The sequence below is a fragment of the Oceanobacillus sp. CFH 90083 genome, from assembly GCF_009389585.1.
Taxonomy (GTDB): domain Bacteria; phylum Bacillota; class Bacilli; order Bacillales; family Amphibacillaceae; genus Oceanobacillus.
In genome coordinates, this window is record NZ_VIYG01000001.1 from 394,563 (window position 1) to 413,004 (window position 18,442).

The 18,442-nt window shown below is 38.5% G+C and carries 14 protein-coding genes; 1 reads left to right on the forward strand and 13 read right to left on the reverse strand.

What is annotated here, in order from left to right; all coding sequences use genetic code 11:
• Nucleotides 1-24 precede the first annotated feature (24 nt).
• The 13 genes from rodA to FLK20_RS01990 form a co-directional block, all read right to left on the reverse strand.
• Nucleotides 25-1,191 carry a rod shape-determining protein RodA gene (rodA, locus tag FLK20_RS01930; RefSeq protein WP_152654868.1) on the reverse strand — a complete coding sequence of 389 codons (1,167 nt, stop codon included), beginning with the start codon at nt 1,189-1,191 and terminating at the stop codon, nt 25-27.
• A gap of 14 nt (nt 1,192-1,205) precedes the next feature.
• Nucleotides 1,206-1,838 carry a DUF1232 domain-containing protein gene (locus tag FLK20_RS01935; RefSeq protein WP_152654869.1) on the reverse strand — a complete coding sequence of 211 codons (633 nt, stop codon included), beginning with the start codon at nt 1,836-1,838 and terminating at the stop codon, nt 1,206-1,208.
• Nucleotides 1,839-2,065: 227 nt separating this feature from the next.
• A complete protein-coding gene (gene lepB, locus FLK20_RS01940) occupies nt 2,066-2,617 on the reverse strand; it encodes a signal peptidase I (RefSeq protein WP_227994813.1) in 552 nt (183 codons plus the stop codon).
• Between the two features lie 270 nt (nt 2,618-2,887).
• The gene (locus FLK20_RS01945; RefSeq protein ID WP_152654870.1) at nt 2,888-4,399 is read right to left on the reverse strand and encodes an alpha-amylase family glycosyl hydrolase; all 1,512 of its coding nucleotides are present in this window, start codon (nt 4,397-4,399) and stop codon (nt 2,888-2,890) included.
• A gap of 252 nt (nt 4,400-4,651) precedes the next feature.
• Nucleotides 4,652-5,023, reverse strand: a complete 372-nt coding sequence (locus FLK20_RS01950) for a YisL family protein (RefSeq protein ID WP_152654871.1) — start codon at nt 5,021-5,023, stop codon at nt 4,652-4,654.
• Nucleotides 5,024-5,180: 157 nt separating this feature from the next.
• Complete coding sequence (locus tag FLK20_RS01955; RefSeq protein WP_227994814.1) at nt 5,181-6,338, reverse strand: DUF418 domain-containing protein; 1,158 nt, start codon at nt 6,336-6,338, stop codon at nt 5,181-5,183.
• Between the two features lie 2 nt (nt 6,339-6,340).
• Nucleotides 6,341-10,054 carry a helicase-exonuclease AddAB subunit AddA gene (gene addA / locus FLK20_RS01960; protein WP_152654873.1) on the reverse strand — a complete coding sequence of 1,238 codons (3,714 nt, stop codon included), beginning with the start codon at nt 10,052-10,054 and terminating at the stop codon, nt 6,341-6,343.
• Nucleotides 10,047-13,544: a helicase-exonuclease AddAB subunit AddB gene (addB, locus tag FLK20_RS01965; RefSeq protein WP_152654874.1), complete on the reverse strand. Its 3,498-nt coding sequence runs from the start codon at nt 13,542-13,544 to the stop codon at nt 10,047-10,049. The genes addA and addB overlap by 8 nt, the downstream gene beginning before the upstream one ends.
• A gap of 201 nt (nt 13,545-13,745) precedes the next feature.
• Nucleotides 13,746-14,294, reverse strand: coding sequence for a signal peptidase I (gene lepB, locus FLK20_RS01970; protein WP_152654875.1), 549 nt, complete (start codon nt 14,292-14,294; stop codon nt 13,746-13,748).
• Nucleotides 14,295-14,457: 163 nt separating this feature from the next.
• Nucleotides 14,458-15,111, reverse strand: a complete 654-nt coding sequence (locus FLK20_RS01975) for a TVP38/TMEM64 family protein (RefSeq protein ID WP_152654876.1) — start codon at nt 15,109-15,111, stop codon at nt 14,458-14,460.
• Nucleotides 15,112-15,455: 344 nt separating this feature from the next.
• Nucleotides 15,456-15,923 (reverse strand): competence protein ComK, encoded by a 468-nt coding sequence (locus FLK20_RS01980; protein WP_152654877.1) that lies wholly within the window; start codon nt 15,921-15,923, stop codon nt 15,456-15,458.
• Between the two features lie 231 nt (nt 15,924-16,154).
• A complete protein-coding gene (gene lplA / locus FLK20_RS01985) occupies nt 16,155-17,150 on the reverse strand; it encodes a lipoate--protein ligase (RefSeq protein WP_152654878.1) in 996 nt (331 codons plus the stop codon).
• A 75-nt stretch (nt 17,151-17,225) separates the two neighbouring features.
• The gene (locus FLK20_RS01990) at nt 17,226-17,954 is read right to left on the reverse strand and encodes an MBL fold metallo-hydrolase (RefSeq protein WP_152654879.1); all 729 of its coding nucleotides are present in this window, start codon (nt 17,952-17,954) and stop codon (nt 17,226-17,228) included.
• 260 nt (nt 17,955-18,214) lie between these two features.
• On the opposite strand from FLK20_RS01990, the gene yhfH reads away from it, so the two are divergent.
• Nucleotides 18,215-18,346, forward strand: coding sequence for a protein YhfH (gene yhfH / locus FLK20_RS01995; protein ID WP_152654880.1), 132 nt, complete (start codon nt 18,215-18,217; stop codon nt 18,344-18,346).
• Nucleotides 18,347-18,442 lie beyond the last annotated feature (96 nt).

Sequence of the window (18,442 nt, forward strand, 5' to 3'; positions counted from 1 at the left end):
CACGATAAGCTTTTTACCTTATTTTTATTCACTAATTGCCTTTTTTCGAAATAAATAATCGTTTGAAGATCGAATTTGTATACTGATTACAAGACCAATCATTAACAGGTTGGTTACGAGCGAGCTCCCGCCATAGCTGATAAAAGGCAGTGTGATGCCTGTGATTGGCATTAATCCAATCGTCATTGCAATATTTTGGAAAACCTGAAAAGCAAGAATTCCAATAATACCGACACAGAGATAAACACCGAATAAATTATCCGTTTCATAAGCAACCTTCGTAATGCGATATAGAAGCAGAAAGTATAGCAAAATCAAAATACTGGCCCCGATAAAGCCATATTCCTCTCCGATGACCGTAAAAATAAAATCAGTATGTGCTTCCGGCACATTTCCATTTTGTATTTGCATTCCCTGATTAAATCCAGCACCGCTTAATTGCCCTGAACCAATCCCCATGATTGCCTGCTGAAGCTGATATCCATAATCAGATGCGTATTGAGCCGGATCTAACCACCCATAAATCCTGTCCATTTGATGCGACTGAAATAAACGGGTAAAAACATCTATATAATAAGCATATAAGAAGACCAAACCAGCAATGAAAGCCACCATCGTAAAAAGGATCGGTAAAATGACTTTAATCGAAATACTGGAAACAATAATCATGGTAAACGCAATGGCCAGTATGATTAAGGCAGACCCTAAATCCGGCTGCATAAATATAAAAATAAATGGAATAAATGTTGCCGCAATTACTTTGATTGTTAATTGGATACTCATTTTTAAAGATAGCTTTCGATTACCATGCCTCTCTAATAAAACAGCTAAATAGATGATAAGGAATATTTTCATAAATTCAGACGGCTGTATCTCAAAAACTCCTAAATTCAGCCAGCGCTGAGAACCGTTACGAAAAACACCAAAAAAATGAACGCCCATCAAAAGAATAACACCAATAGCATATAGCTTAAATGCTTGTTTCTTTAAAAGCTCATAGTCAAAGAAAATCACTGCCAACATGATCAAAATACCGAAAATATACCAGATAGCTTGGCGGATAACAAAATAATAGGGCTGTGATTGTGCATACTGCCCTGAACCACTGTATATAGCAGCTAAACTGATTAAAAATAATAAGAATAAAATGGTTATAATGCTGTAGTCCAGATTATATTTCTTTTGTTTCATACCCAAAAACCTCATTACGAATATTTATTAGAAAGGAAGCCCATTACTACCTGCACGGCGATTGCATCATCCAAATAGCCAATTGGAAATAAGTAATCAGGAATAACGTCTGCCGTGCTGATAAAATAGATTAATGCAGCACCCATTAATACTAATTCTTTCTGCGTCCCTTTCTTATGACAAAATCGATGAAAGAAATTGGTGAGCTGCTTCATATAAGCCCCTTGATCTCCCACATTTTCTTTCTTCTTTTGAAATTTATCCAAAATGAGACGATATCCTGCTTCTGTTTCTGCATCCTGCTCATAATCATGTAATTTCTGTTTTAATTTTTCCATGGAAAAAGAATCATAATGATTTTCTGATTGCTTTAAAAAGTGATCAATCATTACAATAGAAGCTTGAATATCATTGATATTATTCTCTCTGGTTTCGATTGGAAGTCCGTTTTTCTGAAGCAATTCTTCAAAAGGGACGTCCAATGCTTTAGAAATTTCCACTAAATGCTGATTGGTCGGCTTACGCTTGTGATTAATAATACGTGATATGGTTGAGATATTAATATCTGTCTGTTTGCTTAATACCCGCATGGAAATTTGCTTTTTCTCAAGCTGCTCTTTGATGTAATCTCCTATCTGTTGACTCACTATGTATACAGACCCTTCTATATGCAAATGTTCTTCTTGTACTTATTCTAATATACGAGGAGTGTTGACAATATGTCAAACACAGCAACAAATTTTATTTGAAGCTGTAGACCCATTAAACGAAAATACTAAAAATCGCCTTCATATACGGTTTGTATATAAAAGCGATTTACATAAAAAAATTAAAAACAAGTATGTAAAATGTCATTTCCCATTTACATACTTGTTTATCTTGGACGGCCTATATCACTTAACGGATAAAAACGAAATGTTACTTCTCCAATAATTGCCTGTTCATCTAATAATCCAAAGAAGCGGCTGTCATTGCTGTTCCCTCTGTTGTCTCCTAAAACGAAATAGGTGTTATCAGGAACTATTGAATACCCAGTCAGTTCTTCTAAAGTAAAATCACCTGTTTGAAACCCCAACGCGGCAGGGCTGCTTTCCTTTTGTAAGTAAGGCTCATCGATCAGCTCTCCATTTAAGTATAATATATTATTTTTATACTCGATATGATCACCGGGAATACCAATCACTCGTTTCACATAATAGTTATCAGAATCAGGAGCCTGGAAAACAATCACATCAAACCGGTCAATAGCAGCTACTTTATTAACAATAATTTTATCCTGATCAGCAAACGTAGGCTGCATAGATTCTCCCCAAACAACAGAAGGAGATAAAAGGAAGTTTTTAACAATGAACATAGCAATAATAACAAACACAACGATTCTGCATAACAAATAAAATTCTCTCTTCAAGGAACCTTCCTCCATCATATACAGCACCTCCTTTAAACAAATAATATCTGTTCTGTCACCTTTTATTATACTATATAAATAGGGAAAATGTACGATGTTTACTATTATATCCCGGAATTTTTCTATACAACGTATTTTAGAAAATCTTTAAAACAAGCTACTTCCAAAATAGCACTTATTATTTCATTGAAAAAACAGTCATTTTATACCAATTTTATCCTGTAATAAAAACATGCGCCTATAAAATCAGACACATGCTTTTTATTACATTCCTTATTCTATTATATTTCAAATCATTCTGCTACTCTCTGCATACTCTCTTTGCTTTTGTTTTCTTTTTAACAGTACAACAGCAATAACAAATAACATAAGGACAGAAACAATAAAACCAATGAATAACCAATTAAGACCTTTATCCTCTTCTAAAAGATATACCTCTACGGATTCCCTCGGTATTCCAATCCGGTAGTTCCCTTCTTGATTTTCGCGAACTAAATTATCCTCTAAAATACCTGTCAGCTGCATACCGGCTTCTAAATTCGTTTCATCGATATAAGCTGATTCGCTTCCATTATTAATAGCTACATACATCACTTCATCTTCATAACTGCGACGAAATACCAGCAAGGACGCCTCTGAACCGACATATTCAAAATCTCCCAGCCTTAATGCCGGGAACTCATTGTGTAAAGAAGCAATACGTTTATGAAACTCCTTTAAATCTTCATCTCCGCTATTAAAAGGAACAAGCCGCTGTGACTCTTCTGCATCCACCCCGTACATTGGAATTTCTGTCCCCTGTGTAATCATTGTTGCCCCTGGTGTTGTGTACATATAGGTTAAAGCAAGCGTCCAGGCAGTTACTGCATTACGTTGATTTTCTGAGAAAACATTTGTAAAACGTTTCTGCTGAAAACCATCGATTTGCTTATAATAATCCGTTATCTCCTGTTCCCGCGAAATTTCATAGACCTCCGAAACATTTTTATCACTCTCTGCCAGGGTTTCACTTAATACTTGATTCAAACCTGGATAATTAATGAGATCCAGCGATGTATCTTCTAATAAATACATTGCTTCATCCATATTAGCATCTGCTGTATCACCAATTAAATAAAAATCTGGGCGATTCTTTTTTAAAGCTGCCGTCAGTTCTTCCACAAATCCTTGCGGTGCTATATCCACATCATGGAGTTTAAATCCATCTATTTCTGTTTCCTCCTGCCAATATAATGCAACATCCAACATATACGCAGCAGCATCTGGATTTGTTAAATCAAATTGAATCGTTTCTGACAGCCATTCATCATCTGAAGCTGGTGCGTTAAGCCACCAATCTTCTTTATCCGTATCATCTGTTAATGGATGACTATCCGCAGCATAGTTAAATACAAAATCAATAATTATTTTCATATCACGTTCATGCACTTCTGATACAAGCCGCTCAAAATCTTCCATTGTGCCAAACTGCGGGTTAACCTGATAAAAATCATTAATCCAGTAACCATGATAGCCCTTTTCTTTATTTTCCATCATCGGCGTCAGCGAAATCGCAGTAACTCCAATACCCTGCAATTCATCTAATTTATTTATAATTCCTTGAAAATCGCCGCCATGGTAATTATAAGGGTCATGAATATCTAATTCTCCTTCCATACTTGGGTCACCATTATTAAAGCGGTCAATTAATATCTGATAGAATACTTCATTATGTATATTTTTATCCTGTGCATGAGCAGGTGCTTGTATATGAAACATACTAATGATAGCAGCAAGTCCAATGCATAATTTTTTAATCATAAATTTTCCCCCAATGATAACAAAGCTGTCATTTTCATTCTTCTCTATTATTACTTATTTTCTAAAAAAATCATACCTTCATGGCAATGATGTAAAAAAGCGTTCACATTTACCTTAAAAATACAGTATGAACAACAAATAAAGTGCCTTGACCAGTTGACCAAGGCACTTTATTTTATCCTGTAACCAGAAAATGATTGTTTTCATCATGTTAATCCCGTCTCGCCTGAAACTGCCCGGGCTGTTCTTACCTTAGAAATAAAACCCCATTGGCAGCCGGAAGAATCCTAAAATAATAACAATAATCAGTGCAATAAAGAATTGAACCCATTTGCCTGTCACTGCTTTTCCTTTTTTCGAGCCGACTAATATCATTTCCATCATCACAACAATCCAGAATCCAGCAATAGCTTTTACAATCGCTTCACCAAGGGTTGGCATGCTGTAGCCTTGAATATAATCCCAAGTTAATAATCCGCCGGAAATGATAATCAATAAATATACAAGACGTAAAATCATATGAACAATGGTTGCAGGCTTGTTGCTGTTTTTCTTATATAAAGCTAAAGCAACAATAAAGAGAATAAGCCCCAATGCCCACGCTGTAATATGCATATGTGTCATTTATGTCCCCTCCTTCTTTTTTATAGATACCTGTTATAATCACCATTTAATGATGTTCAAAAAGTCCAACAAAAATGACTAATAATTCGTTTACAATGATACCATTTTCTGCTCCAAGATGACATGATAATGTTTCTTTGTCAACAAATTGCCATGATTACCGTTTCATTGGCTGTATTTTTTTATATGTCACCGATCTCCATAACCATTCAACCGGACCAAATTGAAAATTGTGGAGCCAAATCATGCTGCCTGTAATTTGCAAGCAAAAGATCAGAATCACAAGACCAATTTGCAGAATAGGACGAATTTCTCCATATAAGCCTAGACCGACACCGTAGAAAAGCCAAAAGCAAATAATCGATTGCAGTAAATAATTGGTTAGCGCCATTTTTCCTATTGGCGTCAGTATGTGAAGTATTTTCCGAAAGCTGCGCTTCTGCCACAGCAGCGTCATTGAAGTTAAATAAAATACAGCTGATGCCGTACCGCCAATATTATCCTGAACCAGGGCAAACCAGAGAGGGTTGCCAAATGTATACGGTCCTATTTTAAATAAGACAAATACAACGAGTGAGATAACCCACATTTTTTTCAATACAGCCCGATAAGTAAATGGATCATGAAACCATCTCTTACGCGCCAGATACATACCGAATAAAAACAGCGGCAGAAAAATAAATGGGAACAGCAAAAAGCCTAAAATACCATTGGACAGCTGCCAATCCTGGTAATTCTGCGTGAGGATAACGGAAAAATCACTGGAGCGGTAGCTCTGCAAGGCCTGCTCTATCTCTGATGTGTAACTTACATCAATAAAATCTCTTGCTACATATTGCAGGCTCGTTAAAGCGAGGGTTGAAAATCCCAGCAAGCCGATTGCCCAGCCTGCTAAGACCTTATCCCCGCTATATAAAAATAACAGCAGCAAGAACCCCATTGTTCCATAGGTGAAAAGGATATCTCCGCTCCAGACCGCAAATGCGTGTATAACGCCAAAGACAATCAACACGCCCAGTCTGCGTCCGAAAAAGCCATACGGAGAAATATCCTTTTTATCCAGGCTGTCCTTTTGAATCTGAATACCAAAGCCAAAAAGAATAGAGAATAATGTATAAAAACTGGCTTGAAAGAAAATATCAATAAAAATCAAGCTGAATTGATCTATGGTCGATGTCCATGCCTCTTCTGCCCCGCCATAGAGGAAATAAGGAGAAGAAAATGCTCCTATATTAACCATAAATATTCCCAAAATCGCAAAGCCTCTTGCTACATCTATCCATTCTAATCGTTTACTTCCTTGATATGGTTGCACGGCTATTCTCCTTTGATAAGAAGCCTTTTAGAAAAGAAATAGAGATATGTTTCCTTAACAGGCTGCTTCCAAATTTCTTCAATGGCATACCGGTAAAGCTCAAGCTGGGTTTTATACCGTTTCCTCAGCTTCCCTTCTAATTGCCCAGTAATATTTTCTGTAATCATATCTGTTTTATAATCAAGAATAATCCAGCCGTCTCCTGAAGGGATAATGCAGTCAATAACCCCTTGAATTAACACTTTTTCATCCGAGGAATGCTGCCAATCAGCGTATACCTTTTCCGCCGGCAGCATTAAACTGAACGGCACCTCTTTAAAGATTCTGCTCGCCGCAAAGATTTTCTGCGCAATGCCTGATTGTAAAAATGCTACAATAGCAGATGCAGACACACTATCTCCTTCTGCTGCGGTCATCTTCTCCTCCTGAACCAGTTTTTCAATAAATTCCTCGACTTCTGCTGTCGTAAGTACCCCCTTTAAAGGAAGATGCTGCATTACCGTATGAAGCGCCGTTCCTTTCTCAGCCGGTGTTAATTTCTTTTCCGTCTGCAGAAATCTCGGTCTTTTTGTAATTGGATGTATCAAATTAGGAAGCATTCTCTCGTCACTATAGGTATCTTTTTGCTCCTGCTGGCGTTTCAGCTCTGTTACAGATTGTTTTGCACGTGCATGCACAGCTTCCTGATACGGATACTGATAGGAAAGGCGGCCGGCAACCCATGCATGTGAGCCTTCCTGCTCCATTTCAATCAAGTCCCAGTTTCTGATTTGATTTTTTATCGCATCTCGCTTCTCCTGTATTTGATTTTCAAAGGAGGCAATATCCTGACTCAAATGAATGCTTACATCCCACTTTGATTGATCCTGCATGATATCAGATAAAACACTGGCACCAATGTCCTCTTCCCGCAAAACTTCTCCCTGCGGATGACGAATAAGTGCAGGACCCACCCAATCGAGATAGTTCTTTGCTTCAACCCGGAAATAAGCTGGCAGAACCCAGTCTGTATGATGAGCAAGCCATGACCACGCTGCTTTCCGCTTTTCAGCAGAATGAACTGTCCCTACCATAAGCAGCTTTTCTTCAGCACGGGTTAAGGCAACATACAATAACCGAATTTCCTCTGATAGCTGTTCCCTTCTTATCCTCTCCCTCAGCGCATGATAGAACAGGGTAGAATATTGAATCCGTTTCTCCGGGTCGATAAATTTACTGGCAAATCCTAAATCTTTGTGCAGGAGATACTTCTCATTTAAATCCATCCTATTAAATTCTTTTTCAATACCGCCGAGGATAACGACTGGAAATTCTAAACCTTTACTTTTATGAATTGTCATAATCCGGACAACATCTTCCTGCTCACTGAGCGCACGAGCAGCACCTAAGTCCTTTTGTTCTTCCTCCATTCGTTCAATAAAGCGCAAAAATCGGTATAAACCGCGGAAAGAGGTCTCTTCATAACTTCTGGCCCGATCATACAGCGCCCGTAAATTAGCCTGGCGCTGTTTACCTCCAGGAATACCACCGACAAAATCATAATAACCTGTTTCCCGATAGATTTGCCAAATCAATTCGGACAGCGCTCCCTGCTGCGCAGATCGTCTTAGCCGGTTCAGCAATGTCTGGAATGCTTTTAGCTGCTCTGTTACATTATTATCTTCTTTTTCTATATATGCTAAAAGGGCATCAAAAAAGGTTCCGTGCCGATCAGCTAAACGGATCGCAGCTAAATCATTCTCCTTTAATCCAACAATTGGCGAACGCAGGACTGCTGCCAATGGAATATCCTGGCGCGGGTTATCGACAACCTTTAATAAACTGATCATGACCCTGATTTCAATTGCTTCAAAATAGCCTGATGTTAATTCAGCATAAACAGGAATACCCTGCTTTTTCAGTTCATCCATAATCACAGGAGCCCAGGTCATCGAGCGCATTAAAATAACAATGTCACGATACATCAGGTTTCTATGCTGACCTTTCTTCTTATCAACCACCTGCATTGGCTTTTCCTTATCTCCAGCACCAATCCATTCCTGTATTTTTTTAGCATAGGCACGTGCTTCCAATTGTGCCTTTTCTAAATCCTCCTCTGCTTCTTCTCCCTCGCTGGACTGCTGTCCTTGCGGTGAATCAATCAGCAGTAATTCCGGATGAGAATGAAAAGGAAAATCGTCGTACATCCGATTACCATAAATTAGTTCAGCATCTTCATCATAAGCAATGTCGCCGACCTCTTCATCAAACAGCTGGCGAAATAAATAGTTGGCACCAATCAATACCTCGCCCCTGCTTCGGAAATTACGGTTCAGATCAATTCGTTCAGCTGGATCATTGTCTGCTGCAAATCGCTTATATTTTTCAATGAACAGAGATGGCTCGGCATGACGAAATCCATAGATACTTTGTTTTACATCACCAACCATAAACATATTTCCATTATTTTCCGGGTTACGGACTAATTGCAAAATACTCTCCTGTACAAGATTCGTATCCTGATATTCATCCACAAGAACTTCTTTAAACTGCTTTTGCAGCTGTAAAGCAATGGAAGAAGCCTGCTTGAAGCCACCCTGCGAAGTTGTCTCCGTTAAAATCTCCAGACAATAATGCTCCAGATCATTAAAATCAACAATAGCCTGTTCCTTTTTTCGATGCTGGAACGTATCCATATAACGTTCTACCATCGCAGTCATCTGCTTCAAAACAGGAGCCATTTCCTGCATATCCTGAATATGAGCAGCTAAACTGCGGACAAACCATTTTTCCTTCATTTTATTCCATCTATCTTTGACTTTTTCCCGGAAAGCTTTCACCTGTTCCCGTTTCTGTGGGTTATCCTCTACCTTTTTTCTTGACAAAGCAGCAAATTTTGCATCTTGTACAAATTGCTGCAGTTCATCCCAGTTCTTTAACTTTTCCAGCGCAGCTTCCAGCATTGCTATATCTTTTTCCAAGGCATCTAAATAATGATATGGACCATCCGGGTCCCTTGCTAAAGCAATCGCCAAAGCATTCTCCTGCTTCATCGCTTTCAACTGATTGGCAATTTCTTCTTTTACTTCCAGCAGCCAGGGAAGGGTCTCCTCTGTCCAGCCTTCCTCTATGTCATAATTTGTTGTCAGCTGGTGGAGCCACTCTTTTGGAGACGGATGCTGAACAGCGAAATTTGCTGTCCGTAAAATTAATTCTTCTACATCTCTATCACTTCTATCGTTAGAGAACCGATTGACCACTTCAAAAAACGAATCCTGTTCTGTATTTGCGTCATCATACCAGTCCTCCAGCAGCTCATCCAGAACCTCCCGCTTAATCATATCCATCTCTATATCATCGGCAATTCGGAAGGAAGGGTCCAAGTCAATTATATATGCATTTTTCCGTACAATATCTAAGCAAAAAGAATGCAATGTGGAAATAGATGCTCTCTGCAACAAGGACAGCTGCTTTTTTAAATGGAGTGAGTCGGGCTTTTCAGCTAGTGCCTTTTCTAAAGCAGCTCCGACCCTCGCCCGCATTTCCTGTGCTGCTGCATTGGTAAAAGTAACAACTAATAATTCATCAATGTTCATCGCAGCTTCTTCATTTAGCTGCTTCTGAATAATACGTTCTACAAGGACAGCTGTTTTCCCGGATCCCGCCGCTGCGGCTACGAGGATATCCGTACCACTTTTATAAATTGCCTGCTCCTGCTCTTCTGTCCATTTAACCACGGATTTCCCCTCCTTTTAGCAGATCAATCACTTCTTTTTCCTTCATATTGGCTATTTTTCGATAATGATTTCCTTGTAAAGCCGGATCAAACTGACAAACTGCGTGAAACGGACAATAGGTACATGCTTCTGCATCCTTTTTCAAGAACGGATTAATTTCCACTCCACCAGATGTCATATCCAGGCCTGCTTTTTTCAGCAAACCGTGAATATGGTTTTGAAGCTGCTGAAATGTATCTTCATCCGCAATTTTCGAATGGTGGTTGAAGGTACCATCTCTTTTCAAACCAGCGGGAATAATGTGGCTTGTACCCGTACCTAATGACTCATCCATCATTTTAGCAATCTCTTCATTTGATAAAAGCAGCCCTCTCATCTTATAAGACTTCAAGATTTGCGCTTCTATATCACTGCCTATTTTCTCTTTATCCAGATTAATCATTGGATTATGCACGTGGAAGTACAGGACACCTGCCGGGTTTGCCTGCTGACCGAGCCATTTTTCCGAATGTGTCAGGACAACATCTAAATAGGTCAGCATTTGTAAAGCAAGACCATAGTATACCTCCAGTAAATCTAAAGCCCGGGAGCTGGACTTATAATCAATGATCCGCAAATATAAATCCTGATGGAGCTGTGCTTTATCAACACGGTCAATTCTTCCGCGCAAAAGCAGCTCATAGCCATTTTCAAGCGGCAAAACAAGCGGTGGCAGCGGGCTATCCTGCTCTCCAAAACTAAGCTCCAGACCGACTGGACTAAAATCTGTCTGTCTTGCCTGCTCGCTTAATATAAATGCTGCTCTGGCAATAATCTCTTCCAGCTTTTGCTGAATAAAGGTATAACGATTTGAGCTATGCAAAATTTGATGCTGAAGAACAGGAGATAATTTCTGAATCGCCCGATGTGCATATTTTGCAGAAGATTCCTTCGTCAGCTGTTTAAAATCTGCCTTTTCATCCTGCACCCACTCGGTAATGAGACGTAATGCCTCATGAAATAATTGGCCAATATCCGGAGCATCTAATTTATAAGTTTCTCTTTCCTGCAGCTTCAAGCTGTAACGCGCAAAATGCTGATAAGAACATCTGTAATAAGACTCCAGACGGCTGACACTTGCCTTAATTTGCTTTGGATAGAGCGCTTCGGCAGTTTCTTTTTGCAGCTGTTCCGGCTGATTTTTATAGTACAGACCTTGTAAGATACGATAGGTCATACTGGACTGCGATTGATTTTTCACATACCAGTTGTAAACAGCAAACCAGGCATCGTCTATTTCATAGCCCCGCTGCAGTTTTGCAAATTGTGTTGTCAAAGCCGCCCTTGTTTTTGTCCCGGTTGTAATAAATCTTGTTGTATCAGCAGTATCCTCCACATCCTGAAATAATAGATGCTCCCCGCAGACAGGGAATAAATCTTTTACTCTGCTGATTACTTGAGATGGAATCTTTGCTTTACCTTCTTCATCACTAATTGGATAACTAATCATCAGCTTATCCGCAGCCACTGTTAACGATAAATAGATATAAAACCAATCATCGAGCAGCTGTCTTTTACCATTATCGGCCAGCTTCAATCCGTTTTGCTCCAGTAAATCTCTTTCCTCATCGTCAATCATACCATCGATTCCCGGCTTCATTGGCCATATCCCTTCATTTACACCAACTAAAAAAGCACAACGGACACCAGACATCCGGGACCTGTCAATCGTTCCCACCAGAACATGATCCATTGTCGGTGGAACGTGTGAAAATTCCAAAGCCTCAAAGCCGGCATTTATCGATGCATTAAAGGTTGTCATATCAAGCTCTTCATCACCAGCTATCTCTACCATTTCGTCCATTAACTGTATCACGGCATCCCATACCTGCTGCTGCTCTCTTCCTCTTTCAGGGTTTCCCTGTTCATCAAAGAAAGTACGCATTTCCTCCAGTTTTTCAGGAACATTTAAGGACTCCAGCCAAATAAAAATAGCTTCGCAACGCTCTTTGACACTTGTCGCAGCGCGAAAGCTCCTGTCAAATTGACGGAGTGCACCAGTTATTTGCTCCCGATAGTGATTGAGTTCTTTTTGCATTTCACTTTCAAAGCTTGTCTGGGCCGCTTGATCAAAACCGCGGAAACGCTGATATTTCCATGGCTTATCATCGAGCCATTGCTTCCGGTAACGAATGCCGTATTCAATCGTATAGTTCTCTAATTTATCAATCGCATCACTTGTTAAAGGAAACTCCTTATCGCTGGCAGGAATCAAACCCGTTTTTAAAACACGGAAAATCGCATCAGATCGCCAGCCATTTTCAATTGCCTCAAGCATCGAACGAATCAGCTCAATGAATGGGTGATGGAGCATGGAGCGTTTCTGGTCAATAAAGACAGGAATATCATAATCATCAAAAATCGTTTTAATTAAATCGTCGTATACCTCCGATTGTCTGATTAAAACCGAGATATCCCGATAGCGATATCCTTCATCTCTGACAAGCGAAAGAATTTCTCCGGCAACACCCTCTACTTCTGCACGGGGATGCACTGCCTCAGCTATTTGAATCGGAGCCTCTCCTCTATATTCTGGTGCAGGACGAACGTCAAAGTTTTGTTCTAAGTGGGCAAAATAGGGACGATCTTTAAATTGATCGTATGCTGGATCTAAATAAACTGGCTGCTCCAGCGAAACACCGATTTCTTCTGCGACAGCTGTTAATTGCTGATAGGTTTGATTCGTCTGATAAAAGATATCCAGCTCCTCAAGATTTTCTGTGTTTGCAGGATCTAACGTCAAACCAATATGAACTTGCGCACATTTCTTCATTAATTCAGCAATGACTGCTATTTCCAGTGGTGTAAAACGGTGGAAGCCGTCAATATAAATCCGGGCCCCCTCCAGCATGCCAGCCTGTGAGATTTTTTCCTTTAATATTTGTAATCTGTCTTCATTATCCATATAAGCATGCTGCAGCTGCTTAAGAAGCTGTTCATAAATATATATAAAATCCTCCAGCTTTCGGACTAATCCCGCTTCTGCCGGAGATTGATGGACAAATTTTTTTAATTGGTCCTGCTGTAACCGGAGTGCATCAGGTGTAATTTCATATCTTTTAAATTCTTGAATAACAGACTCCAGCTGATCCAAAAAGCCTTGCTTTTGCATTGCTTTTTGGAATGCCATCCAATCTCCATTTTTTTCAGCAATAATTTTCCGAAGCATCATCTGTGTTCCAACCGAACTGATAAAAGGCTTTAAACCGCCCCCAGTTTCTTGTAAAACCCTCCAAGCAAGCCGAGTAAAGCTGGCAACCTGTGCCCGGATGCTTCCATTTAAATGGTCCCGGTTAAATAAATCTCTTTCCAATTGAAAGGTCATCTGATCCGGCACTATATAAAAAATTCCTGGTCCAATCGGCTCTTTTTGTAAATGATGTTCAAGATCCTTCATCATCCATTCACTCTTATCTGTACCGGACCTGCCTAAAATAAAACGCACAGTCAATCTGATACACACTCCTTTTTCAACATATATGCAAAGGCTTAAGACGCTCTCATGTACTTCATTCCAAAACAAAAGCTTCTATTCTTTTATTTTAGCAAAGATAGAAGCTTGTTCCTAATCATAGTAATTTATATTTTCATCTGTTACATCACTGTTATCCCTGGAAAGACTTATTATATAGCACGAATAGATTCATCTATGTCAGCGCGGTTGTTTAAATAATTGTGTGATTGGCCAATACGTGATATCAACCTTGCCGACCACTTTCTCAACAGGGACAAACCCGATAGATCTGCTGTCTAAACTGTCCCCACGGTTATCTCCCAGTACAAAAAGCTGGTCTTCAGGCACCGTTTTTTCACCCGTCACTTGCAGAAGCGTAAAATCTTCTGTTAATGGCGTCGCCTCTGTATTTTCTTTTTCCTGCTGCAGAAAATCTTCAGAGATGTACTCGCCATTGACGTATAATTGATCATTCTTGTATTCTACGGTTTCTCCGGGAAGTCCAACAACACGTTTCACATAATCATTTTCTTCTGAAGCATGAAATACAATCACATCAAAACGATGAATATTTGTAATATTATTGGTAAATGTATTGACCATCATTAAATTTCCGTCATAGAGTGTCGGCTCCATTGATTTTCCATTGACAACATAGTTTTCAAATAAGGATGTCCGAATAATTAAAAACACAGCGATTAATAAAAGAGCTACAACAGAAACTCTCACATAGTTATATTTTTTCACTGTTATTCTTCCTTCGCTTTAGTTTATTACTAATAGCATACCCCAAAGCAAAGTATTTTAATCTTTGACCCGTCCGCAGTTAGAAGTATCCGTCTATGATTTAAAATGTGAATTCATTGATTTCTCTTACATAATCTCCATTATATTAAGCTGCAATAAGGACTTACTTTTTCTCCTGTAGCGAATGATGCTTATCCACTTTGTTATGCAGTCTTTTCTCTAAGTATTTTCCAAATATCCAGAAAATGACAATACCTATTCCTACTACAATGGTACGTATTGGTTTTTGTGCAAATTCCATGATACTGGAGCCAATATAAGAAATAGAAAAAATCATCACGGTCTTCCCTAACAGCACAGCCAGCATAAACGGATAGATACTGATTTTAGACAACCCTGCCACAACATTAATAACAGAAGATGGAGAAAACGGGAAACATAATAATAAAAATAACGGTCCAAACCCATGTTTTTCTACCCAATTTGTAATTCTGGATACCTGCTTGTTATGGCGTATCCGTTTTAAAAGTTTTGTGTTCCCTAAACGGCGAATCACCAGAAATACAAGAATAGCACCTAAGCTGGCACCAAGCCACGAATAAAGAAAGCCTTCAAATAATCCATAGGCCGCGGCATTTCCAAGCACAAATACAATAAGCGGTAAAAATGGTAAAAACGCCTCTAAAAAAGGCAGTGCAATACCAGGTAACGGACCAAGTCCTTCATATTGCTCCAACAGCTGACGAATGAATTCCTCCCAGCCTTCTTCTCTTAAAAATGCCTGCCAGTTTGAAAATGTAATGTTCATTACGTACATGCGGTCAGTCTCCCTTAAAGTCCCAACAATCTTATTGATGATTATATGCTACTGCAGTTTTTTTGAAAAGTATAAACTTCTCTGCTAATTAAAACTCAAACTATCACCAGGGGCTATTTTTTGTTCTTATTTTGATCATAGAAATAAATGATGAAGTATTCATTATGCTATTCTTAGGAAATAGCATTATTTTATGCGCAGCCAGTTAGAAACCGATTTTTATTCTAGGTAGTTTTTATAACTTTTGTGTACGGTGTCTTCTAAGGGAAGCTAGATGAAAGAAGGTAGAGCGAAGAATTTCAGTCAATCATTCAGCCTTTCTCTGACTTCATTAATGTGGATAATTAATCAAACACACTGCCCCGCTCATCCATCAGATAGCGAATTTGAGCAGTTCGCTGTATTTGGTTAATAACAATGCCGTGGGAAACATCTAATTTGATTGTTCTTCCATTTTTAAATGAAATTTCCGTCGATTTACTGTCTATTCTTTTTATCGTATCAATGTGGGTATGTGATATCCAGGAACAGCTTTCATGGGATGGGGATTTCGTAGGAAAAAAATACATTCTGTTTCTTGGATCAATGGGTATTGGTGTTTTGTGTGTAATACCAGAAATACTTTTAATGCCATTTTGTCTGCCTTTTAAGTCAGATCCAAAATAGGCACATGCGTATTCAATAACTTTTGTTGGTTTGCCTTCTAATACATACTCTACCTCATCTTCTAAAACACGAGTAACATATTTTCCATTCTCGTCTTTATCAGATAATACTGCCATGGTGTAAGGGGTGATTTCTCTCATTTTCATTCCAAAATTCCTCCTTATCCCCTAGTGATATGGATGAGTTTAGAACTATTATAGCAGCTAACCATAGAAAAAGATACATTTAATTTTAAAATTTTGTATTATTTTAAAATTAAAAGAAAAAACATTTGATAAATACAGGTTTTTGTACCTATAAAAAACTTCATTCTGTATAGTATATTACTACTTTACAGAATGAAGTTTCTTGATAGTGTTTAAATGATAATGATGCAGTTAATACAGCAGCTCTAAAAATTCTTCTTTAGAAATTCTTCCAAGATAATGGGAAACATCGACCTGATCTACTGCTTCTTTAATAGCATCACGATTATGACGAATACCTGTCAAAGCATTCTCTAATTCTTTGATATTACCTAACCCGAAGAAATCACCGTAAATGATACAATTCTCAATAATGCCTTTTTTCACATCCAACCGGACATCGACAAGTCCGCCCGGGAATTTTTTAGATTCCTGATAGTTAAATGAAGGCGACTTTCCATAATTCCAATCCCATTGCTGATAGCGTTTTTCAGAAATCTCATTGATTTTTGCCCAATCTTCCTCGGTTAATACATATTGGGGAACGTCCTTCACGTCCTCTACATCAAAGATATAGCGCAAAATTAATTCCTTAAATTCATCCATAGAGATTGGGTGATCCAAATACTCAGCGATATTTGCTACACGGCTGCGAATAGATTTAATACCTTTGGATTCAATCTTAATCTTTTTTACCTTTAACGCTTTAGTTAACTCCTCCAATTGTGAATCCAGCATTAAAGTTCCATGGCTAAACATACGCCCCCGTGTAGAGAACATCGCATTACCAGAGATTTTTCTGCTCTCTACCACCAAATCATTTCTGCCTTGTAATTCAACTGGAACACCAATGTTATTTAAAGCATCAACCACAGGCTGTGTAAATTTAGCAAAGTTTTGAAAGCTCTCCCCGTCATCCTTTGTAATAAAGCTGAAATTCAAATTTTGTTCATCGTGGTAAACTGCGCCGCCGCCGGAAAGACGTCTGACCACTTTAATATTATTTTCATCCACATAGTCCGTATTAATTTCTTCAATTGTATTTTGGTTTCGTCCAATAATAATGGAAGGACTATTTACATAAAATAATAGATATGTATCTTGCTCACCAAAATTTTCAAGAATATATTCTTCAATAGCCAGGTTAATTCGGGGATCTGTAATTCCTTTATTATCAATAAATTTCAACGTAATTCCTCCCTTGTGTTCATAAGTCTTATTTTAACGCATAAGTAATTGCAAATCAAAATAACCATCTACAGTTTATTTCCAAACATAACCTTCCTCCGCCAATGAAATCGGACCTGTATAAATCTGTTTCGCTTCTTTCCGCAACTGTTCTAGTACACCGAATTGTGGTAAATGGCTGAGCACTAAACGCCCCGCATTGGCAGCTTGCGCAATGCGGGCTGCCTCTTCACTATTCATATGCCCGGCTGCTGTACCATCCTGCCCCTTAAAATAATTGCAATCTGTTATAAGTACATCTGCATTCCTTGCAAATGGAATCCATGCTTCTGTATAGCTGCTGTCGGCAGTGTATACAATTGTCTTTTTACCATCTGTAATACGCATCCCAAAGCACGGAACCGGATGCACGGTTCTTAAAAAAGAGATTTGAAAAGGACCTATGTTTAATACTTTATCAGGGTGATAAGCTATTCCTTCTGTGTATTGGTGGGATAAGGATTGATAACCTTCTTTATCTTCTGTATGGCCATAAATTTTTAACTTCTTTTCATTATTATTTACATAATAATCAATCAGCTTTGCATATTGCAATACACCGATATCTGCTACATGATCATGGTGATAATGCGATAAAACCACTGCATCTAATTCCGGTACAGATACGAATTTTTGCAGCTTGGATAATGCTCCGCTTCCCAGATCCAACACCAATTTAAAATTATCCTTTTCTAATAAATAGCTTGACGTGGCGCCATCTTTATTTGGATAGCCTCCCCAAAAGCCGACAATAGTCAATTTCATTATAAAACAGCTCCTTTTAATATTTTTTTCACTTTAAGTATAAAGAATTTAAGGAATAAAGTATGACGGACACGATGTCCTAGTATCGACGCTGGTCATACGACGTGACTGTACTTAGTCGATGAAAGCGTAACTAAGGCTGTCACCTAAAAGCTTGGTTCCAGTCAAATTTTCTAAAATTGTATCAAAACAGTGTTGACATCGATAATCTGTTATAGTACAATAGATTTAAATCAATTAAAATATTAGGAGGAATCGAAATGACTGGAATTATCGAATTTTTTAAAAATCTGCCAAAAAAGAAATGTGCAAAATGTGGAAATGCAATGATGCATGAAAAAGCAGATTGTTATGGCAATATTTGTGATGATTGTGATTATCCAGGGCGTTAATATAACCAGTAAAAAAAAATAGTTGTGAATTACTGTAATAATCGCTCTGTTTAATAAATGTGAATTCCCATAAGTGACAAAATCCTTCTCCTGAAT